Annotated in this window: 5 protein-coding genes; 3 read left to right on the forward strand and 2 right to left on the reverse strand. The window is 49.7% G+C overall.

What is annotated here, in order from left to right:
• Positions 1 to 40: 40 nt before the first annotated feature.
• Positions 41 to 1,543, reverse strand: coding sequence for a CoA-acylating methylmalonate-semialdehyde dehydrogenase (locus E2I14_RS18090; RefSeq protein ID WP_133331145.1), 1,503 nt, complete (start codon positions 1,541 to 1,543; stop codon positions 41 to 43).
• Positions 1,544 to 1,567: 24 nt separating this feature from the next.
• The gene (locus tag E2I14_RS18095) at positions 1,568 to 2,917 is read right to left on the reverse strand and encodes an aspartate aminotransferase family protein (RefSeq protein ID WP_133331147.1); all 1,350 of its coding nucleotides are present in this window, start codon (positions 2,915 to 2,917) and stop codon (positions 1,568 to 1,570) included.
• A 330-nt stretch (positions 2,918 to 3,247) separates the two neighbouring features.
• On the opposite strand from E2I14_RS18095, the gene E2I14_RS18100 reads away from it, so the two are divergent.
• The 3 genes from E2I14_RS18100 to E2I14_RS18110 all read left to right on the forward strand — a co-directional run bounded on the left by E2I14_RS18100 (position 3,248) and on the right by E2I14_RS18110 (position 7,802).
• Entirely contained in the window at positions 3,248 to 4,873 is a 1,626-nt protein-coding gene (locus E2I14_RS18100; protein WP_227544799.1) for a DUF1800 domain-containing protein, read from the forward strand.
• A gap of 34 nt (positions 4,874 to 4,907) precedes the next feature.
• Complete coding sequence (locus E2I14_RS18105) at positions 4,908 to 6,140, forward strand: DUF1501 domain-containing protein (protein ID WP_133331151.1); 1,233 nt, start codon at positions 4,908 to 4,910, stop codon at positions 6,138 to 6,140.
• A gap of 336 nt (positions 6,141 to 6,476) precedes the next feature.
• Complete coding sequence (locus E2I14_RS18110; RefSeq protein WP_133331153.1) at positions 6,477 to 7,802, forward strand: MFS transporter; 1,326 nt, start codon at positions 6,477 to 6,479, stop codon at positions 7,800 to 7,802.
• The last annotated feature ends 313 nt before the right edge of the window (positions 7,803 to 8,115 follow it).

Raw genomic sequence — 8,115 nt, forward strand, 5'->3', positions numbered from 1 at the left:
GTCACCAAGCCTGTTTTTGCCCTACACCCACAAACTGCAATTACTTATTCGTCGGGAAGCTAAACGTTGCGCCTTCACGCACGCCAGCACTTGGCCAGCGTTGGGTAATGGTTTTGCGCTTGGTGTAGAAGCGCACAGCATCCGGGCCGTAGGCGTGCAGATCACCAAACAAGGAACGCTTCCAGCCGCCGAATGAGTGGTAGGCCACTGGCACTGGCAAGGCCACGTTGATACCTACCATGCCGACTTGAATATGGTCACTGAAATAACGTGCAGCTTCGCCATCGCGGGTGAAGATGCAAGTGCCATTGCCGTATTCATGCGCGTTGATTAAATCCATCGCATCTTGCAACGTTGCCACACGCACCACGCCTAAGACCGGGCCAAAAATTTCTTCTTGATATATACGCATGCCGGGTTTGACGTTATCGAACAAACAGGCGCCCAAGAAATATCCTTGTTCATGACCGGCGACTTTGATACCGCGACCATCGACGATTAAATCCGCGCCTTCGGCTACACCGATGGCGACGTATTCAGAAACTTTGTCGAAATGCGGCTTGGTGACTAATGGGCCCATGTCGTTAGAAACGTCAGTACCTGGACCAACTTTCATCTTGGCGATTTCGGTTTTCAAACCAGCGATCAAGGCATCGGCGGTTGCGTCACCCACGGCAACAACCAAAGGAATCGCCATGCAACGTTCACCGCACGAACCATATGCTGCGCCCATCAATGCCGATACAGCGTTGCCGATATCAGCGTCAGGCATCACGATGGAATGATTTTTTGCGCCGCCTAATGCTTGTACGCGTTTGCCGTTAGCGCAGCCGGTGCTGTAAATGTATTCAGCAATCGGGGTTGAGCCAACAAAACTAATAGCCGCAACACGTGGGTCGGTCAGCAAGGCGTCAACTGCTTCTTTGTCGCCATTGACCACATTCAACACGCCTTTTGGTAAGCCAGCTTCTAAGGCTAATTGTGCGATCAACAAAGTCGATGATGGATCGCGCTCCGATGGTTTCAAAATAAAGCAGTTACCGCACGCCACCGCCATAGGCCACATCCACAGTGGAACCATGGCGGGGAAGTTAAATGGCGTGATACCAGCAGTGATACCGATTGGTTGGAATTCGCTCCAGCTATCGATCGATGGACCGACGTTTTTACTGTGTTCGCCTTTAAGCAATTCTGGCGCGTAGCTGGCGTATTCGACGTTTTCAATCCCACGCTGCAATTCACCTTGCGCGTCGTTAAGTACTTTGCCGTGTTCGTCAGTAATTAAGCGACAGATTTTATCGGCGTTCTGCTCCAACAATACTTTCAAACGGCTCATAACCTGAGCGCGTTTCAACGCCGGTGTATTACGCCACGAAGGGAAAGCGGCTTGCGCCGAAGTCAATGCGGCTTCCATTGTGGATTGATCGGCCAACATAACTTGTTTGGTGGCTTCGCCGGTTGCAGGGTTATACACCGCTTGCGAGCGTTTGCCGGTGGTGACAATTTCACCGTGAATGAGGTGACCAACGATAGTGGATGACATGGTTATTCCTTTTAATTTTTAGACTTAGGCCGTTGCGTTAATCGATTCGCCCAGCGCGTTTACGATGCTGTCGATTTCGGATTTCTCGATGGTGAAAGGTGGTGCGAGTTGAATGGTGTCGCCGCCGTAACGCACGTAGAAACCTTTTTTCAACATCTGCATTGCGATTTCGTATGGACGCTTAGCTGGTTCGCCCGGCACCGCAGCAAAGGTTAAACCGGCGGCCAAACCGCAGTTGCGGATGTCGGTTAAGTGTTTGCTGCCTTTTAAGGTATGCACAGCGTTTTCAAAATACGGTGCCAATTCATTGACGCGTTCCATCACGTTGTCTTGCTCTAATAATTTGAGCGTGGCGATACCGACCGCGCAGGTAACTGGGTGCGCGGAATAGGTATACCCGTGTGGGAATTCCAGCATGTAATCTGGGCCACCTTGTTGCATGAACAAATCGTAGATTTCTTTTTTCACGACCACGCCGCCTAATGGTTGCGTGCCGTTGGTGATTTGTTTAGCGAAGTTCAAAATATCCGGGGTGACGCCGAATTTTTCTGCGGCGGTGTAGGCACCAACGCGACCGAAAGCGGTGATGACTTCATCAAAAATCAACAAGATATTGTGTTGATCGCAGATTTCGCGCAGACGTTTTAAATAGCCTTTTGGTGGGACGATTACACCTGCCGAACCGGAGAATGGTTCAACAATCACCGCCGCGATATTGGACGCGTCGTGCAGGGCAATGATGTTTAATAATTCGTTAGCTAATTCCACGCCGTCTTCTGGCAATCCGCGCGAGAAGGCATTTTTTGCCAACATCGTGTGTGGCAAATGATCAGCACCGACAGCTTGACCAAACACTTTACGGTTAGCGGCAATACCTCCGACAGAAATGCCGCCGAAGTTGACGCCGTGATAGCCTTTTTCGCGACCGATCAGCAATGTTTTGCTTGCTTGGCCTTTGGCGCGCCAGTAAGCGCGAGCCATTTTTAACGAGGTGTCAGCCGATTCGGAACCGGAGCCGGTGAAGAACACATAATCTAAACCGGCTGGCGTGATTTCTTTAATGCGGTTGGCCAGTTCAAACGACAAGGGATGACCGAATTGAAACGCTGGTGAATAATCTAACGTTGCCATTTGGCGGCTAACAGCTTCTGTGATTTCAGTGCGACCATGACCCAAGCCGCAGCACCATAAACCAGATAAGCCATCGAGTATCTTTTTGCCGTGCGCGTCGTAATAGTAATTTCCTTTGGCGCCGACTATCATGCGTGGGTTGGCTTTGAAGTCGCGGTTACCGGTGTAAGGCATCCAATGCGCGTCCAACCATTCAGCGTCAGTGCGGACCGAAGCCAAGTGTTGTTGATCTGTTAGGTTCATGTTGCTCTCCGTGATGAATGGTGATGTGGAGAGGATTTTAGTAAGAAAAATTACGTCCATAAAGTATGATTAATGCGCAGTCACATGACATTTTATGAAAGTGATTGCGCCCTGATCGTGTCAATCGCACGTAACAAAATACGGTTAAAAGTAAGAGTTTTTGACATTTGTTTTATCTGTCAACGGGTCTGAATTCGAGACGTTAGTACAGCACTGCTCAGTCTTGAATAGGGCCGATGGGCATTTCAAAATGAGCTGCCGCACAACATAAACAGGGCGCCTGCAAAGGTCGCCACTACATAATTAACGCTCGCCTATGTGAAAGAAATCATGCCGTTTCCTCAACTTATGAGCCATCCAATATATAAGCCAACGCAGTTGGCGCTGCTGCTATGCAGCGGGATTTTATTAACTAGTTTAGTCGCCTGCAGCACTGCACCAACCGCAAACAAGCCCGCGCCAGCTGCTCCGACTAGCACGCAAAACGGCTATTCATCGACCTCTGCTTTGGTGAATCCAAGCGTTATCGCGCAGCCCGAATTGTTAATGCAGCGTTTAAGTTGGGGGATTAATCCAAGCAGCGCGCAGGTTTTGAAAGCAATCGGCCCCGCGGCGTATGTCCAGCAGCAACTGCAACTGGCTCCAATGACGGGTCCTGGCATGCCGAAAGCAATCCAAGATCAAATCGCGGCGATGCAAATTAGTCAAAAAGACATGGTCACGATTGCCATGGAATTAGAGCAAATGCGTCAAGCCAATGATGACGCTAACGCCAAAGAAGAATCCCGCAAAGCCTACCGGGAGCAACTTAACCGCCTCGATAAAGAATCGCAAAGTCGCGCCATTTTGCGCGCCATCTACTCGCCGCAGCAATTGCAAGAACAAATGTGCTGGTTCTGGTTTAACCACTTCAATGTATTCCAAGGTAAGGCCAATATCCGAGCCATGTTGGGCGACTATGAAGACAAAGCCATTCGTCCGCATGCGCTGGGCCACTTCCGCGAATTACTCGACGCCACGTCGCATCACCCAGCGATGTTGCGCTATTTGGATAACGAGCAAAATGCGATCAATCACCCCAACGAAAACTATGCGCGCGAGATCATGGAATTGCACAGCATGGGCGTTGATGGCGGCTATACCCAGCGCGATGTGCAAGAATTAGCGCGAATTTTGACCGGCGTTGGCTTTAATATGAAGAACGACGGGCCGCCTAAATTAGGTCAATTTCAAGACCAATATGTGCGCCGTGGTTTGTTTGAATTTAATCCGCGTCGGCACGACTACGGTACCAAGGTATTTTTAGGCCACACCATAAAAGGCCGCGGTTTGGGTGAACTAAACGAAGCCCTAGATATTTTGGCGACGCACCCATCGACCGCGCATTTTGTGAGCAAAAAATTGGCGATGTTCTTTGTCAGCGACACGCCATCAACCGCTTTGGTGGACAGCATGGCGCAGACCTATTTGGCGACGAATGGCGACATTAAAGCGATCTTGTTGACCATGTTTAATTCGGACGAATTTGCCAAATCACTCGGTCATCAATTCAAAGATCCGCAGCATTATGTGTTCTCATCGTTGCGCTTGGCCTACGACGACAGAGCGATTTTGAATACCGGCCCGGTCATTAATTGGCTCTCGCGCTTAGGCCAACCGCGTTATGGCAAATTGACTCCAGACGGTTACTCATTAAGCTCGAGCGCGTGGGATAGCCCCGGCCAAATGACCACACGCTTTGAAATTGCCAAAACCATCGGCAACGGCAGCGCGGGTTTGTTTAAGTCAGATAGCGGCAACGAAGTAGCCGGATTCCCCAAATTAAGCAATGCCTTGTACTTCGACTATTGGCAAAAAAGTCTCAGCGCCAATACCTTAAAAACTTTGGACCAAGCCAACAGCCCGCAAGAGTGGAATACGCTGCTGTTAGCTTCGCCCGAGATGATGAATCGATAACCCACCTTATTCTCTTAGTCAGCAAGGACGAGATATGAAACGACGTCAATTTTTACAAGCCATGGCAGCGAGTTCTTTGCCGCTCATTAGCGGTCGCTTATTTGCGGCGTCGGATGCGACGCTGCAAACGCAACCGCGTTTGTTGTTCGTATTTTTGCGCGGTGGCTACGATGCAGCCAGTTTGTTGGTGCCAACGTCGAGTTCGTTTTACAGCGAAGTGCGGCCAAACATCGGATTAGCGCGCTCTGGCAACGATGCGAATTCGGTGATCGGTTTATCGACCGATTGGGGTTTGCATCCAGCTTTACGTGATTCGATTTATCCTCTCTACACCAAAGGGCAAGCCGCTTTTATTCCGTTTGCTGGCACTGACGATTTGAGCCGAAGCCATTTTGAAACGCAAGACAGCATCGAACTCGGCCAACCGCTGCAAGGGCACCGTGATTTGGGCAATGGCTTTCTCAATCGCCTAGCAACGGTGTTGAATAAAGACAGCCGCAATATCGCCGCTATGTCGTTTACCGATCAACTGCCCATCATCATGCAAGGCAGTTTGCAAATTCCAAATACTGCCGTTAAAAACGTCGGCAAACCTGCAGTAGATAGTCGCCAAAGTCAGCTCATTGCCAGCATGTATCAAGGTAAGCCACTGGCAAAGCAAGTCGATGAAGGCTTTGCCACGCGCGATGAAGTCAACAACCAGATGAACGCGATGCAAGCCGAAGACAAATCGCGTGAAATGAACGAAGCCAACCGCAATGCGATTAGCACCAAAGGTTTTGGTTTAGAAGCGCGTCGCATCGGTAAATTAATGCAAACCAAATATGCGCTCGGTTTTGTCGATGTCGGCGGTTGGGATACGCACGTCAACCAAGGAAACGCCAACGGTCAGCTCGCCACCAAATTCAGTGAACTCGGCAAAGGCTTAGCCGCTTTTGCCGATGAAATGGGCGACGCATGGAATAACACCACTGTCGTGGTCGTGAGCGAATTCGGTCGCACTTTCCGTGAAAACGGCAACCGCGGCACCGATCACGGTCACGGCTCGGTATATTGGATTTTGGGCGGCGGCATCCACGGCGGCCAAGTCGTGGGTGAGCAAGTCGCGGTGGAACAAAAAACCTTGTTCCAAAATCGCGATTTCCCCGTGCTCAATGAATACCGTGCTACGTTGGGCGGTCTGTTTGCGCGGATTTACGGTTTATCGCCAAAGCAACTCGATTACGTGTTTGCCGGAGTCAAAGGACGCGATCTTGGTTTAGTCTAAGTTGCGTCTAGCTTCGTACTGAACTTAATGCCGTGCATTTTTAAGGATGCACGGCATTATTTTTTGCATAACAATCAGAGTGGTTATTCTCTGTTTTTAAGAAAATTTGTCGCTAAATGACGTAGCAAGGTAATTTCTTGTAGCAACAAAAAAGAATAATTGGTATCTTAGTGGTTCTATTTATCTAAAACCAGTTGTCGCGGCATTGGTAGCCAAGTTTTCCTGCAAAACGGTTGTCCCGTGCTGATGAACGACTCAATAAAAACGAAACGCGCCCATTTTCTCAAGCACGAAAAATGAGCGGCGTATAACGAGACCACGTCAGAAAGCCATCGCATGGATCAGCAAGATAGCCAAGAAACAAAACACGACGCCACCGCCCGCCGCCATCCAATGACATGGGTACCCACGCTGTATTTCGCCGAAGGTTTGCCGAATTATCTGGTCGGCATGATGGCTGGCTTAATGTACAAAAGCATGGGCGTGCCGAACGATCAAATCGCCCGTTGGACCGGTTTGCTCACCTTTGCGTGGGTGTTTAAGCCGCTTTGGAGCCCGTTGCTGGAAGCCGCTCCGAGCAAAAAATCGATGGTGCTGCTGTTTCAATTAATCGGCGGCGCGGCCTTGTTAATGTTAGCCGCGAGTTTGCATTTGCCTGGCTATTTTCTAATCAGCATTGCGCTGCTAGGTGTCGTCGCGCTCGCGTCCGCTACGCACGATATTGCCGCTGATGGTTTATATATTTCGAGCTTAACCGGCCATCAACGAACGATTTATGCCGGCTGGCAGGGCGGCTTTTATAACACCGCCAAATTCGTTGCCGTTGGTCCGCTGGTGATTTTGGCCGGTTACCTCGAAGTGCAAATGGCACCCGCGCAAGCATGGACGATTATCTTTGGCGTATTGGGCGCGCTCATGATTTTGTTAGCGGCTTACCATTCGTGGTCATTGCCAACGGCGCGCAATGCAGTGCGTACCGATAACTCCTTGTCCGGTGCGTTCATGACCTTAAAAGATGTGATCGTTGATTTTTTCAAAAAGCCCGGCATTTGGATGATGATTTTATTCATCTTCTTATTCCGCGCTGGTGACGCGCAAGTCTCCACCATCGCGCAATTATTCTTGCGTGACGCGCGCGAAGCGGGCGGATTGGGATTAACCACCGCAGAAACCGGCGCATTGTACGGCGCAGTCGGAACCATTGCCTTTATCGGTGGAAGCGTGGTTGGTGGCTATTTTGCCGCATGGTTGGGCTTGCGCCGCGCGATGCTGTTTTTGGTATTAGGAATGAATTTGCCTAACTTAGCGTTTTACTTCCTAAGCGCCGCGATGCCGACCAATTTTGCCGTGATTGGCGCCGCCATCGTAGTAGAAAATTTCGGCTTCGGTTTCGGCTTCGTGGGCGTAATTTTATTCATGATGCAAGTCGTCTCAGTAGGCAAATACCGCACCGCCCATTACGCCTTCGGCACCGGTTTTATGGCCTTGGGTTACAGCGTATTCAAAACCATCAGCGGCGACATTCAAGTCAAGATTGGCTATCAACATTTCTTCTTGTGGGTATTGGTTTCAGCGATCCCAGTGGTGGTGATGTCGCTTTGGATCGTGCCGAAAGAAACGGGCGAGCAGGAGGTGATTGTTGAGGATGAGGTTGTGCAATAAATTAGAATAGATTGCGATAAATAAACGATCCGGTGCAATTAAGTACCAAATTTTTTTTGGGTAGCGTTCGGCGACATTTATCAGAGTGAAGAAGTTTTGATGGTTAATTACATATTTTTTTATATTTATAAAAAAATAATCTTATGTTATTTTAACTATTCACGTCTTCGCTATTACAGGAACCTCCCATGCCGCATCCCACCCGCACCCTCTCCATCCACAGCCCAGCCATCCCACAAATCAACGATCCATCCGCCCTAATCCCCGTGCGTCTGTCCGGTTCTGACGCCATGAATCATCTGTTTGAATACCA

Origin of the sequence: Sapientia aquatica (genome assembly GCF_004358105.1) — a bacterium.
GTDB classification, from domain to species: Bacteria; Pseudomonadota; Gammaproteobacteria; order Burkholderiales; family Burkholderiaceae_D; genus Solimicrobium; species Solimicrobium aquaticum.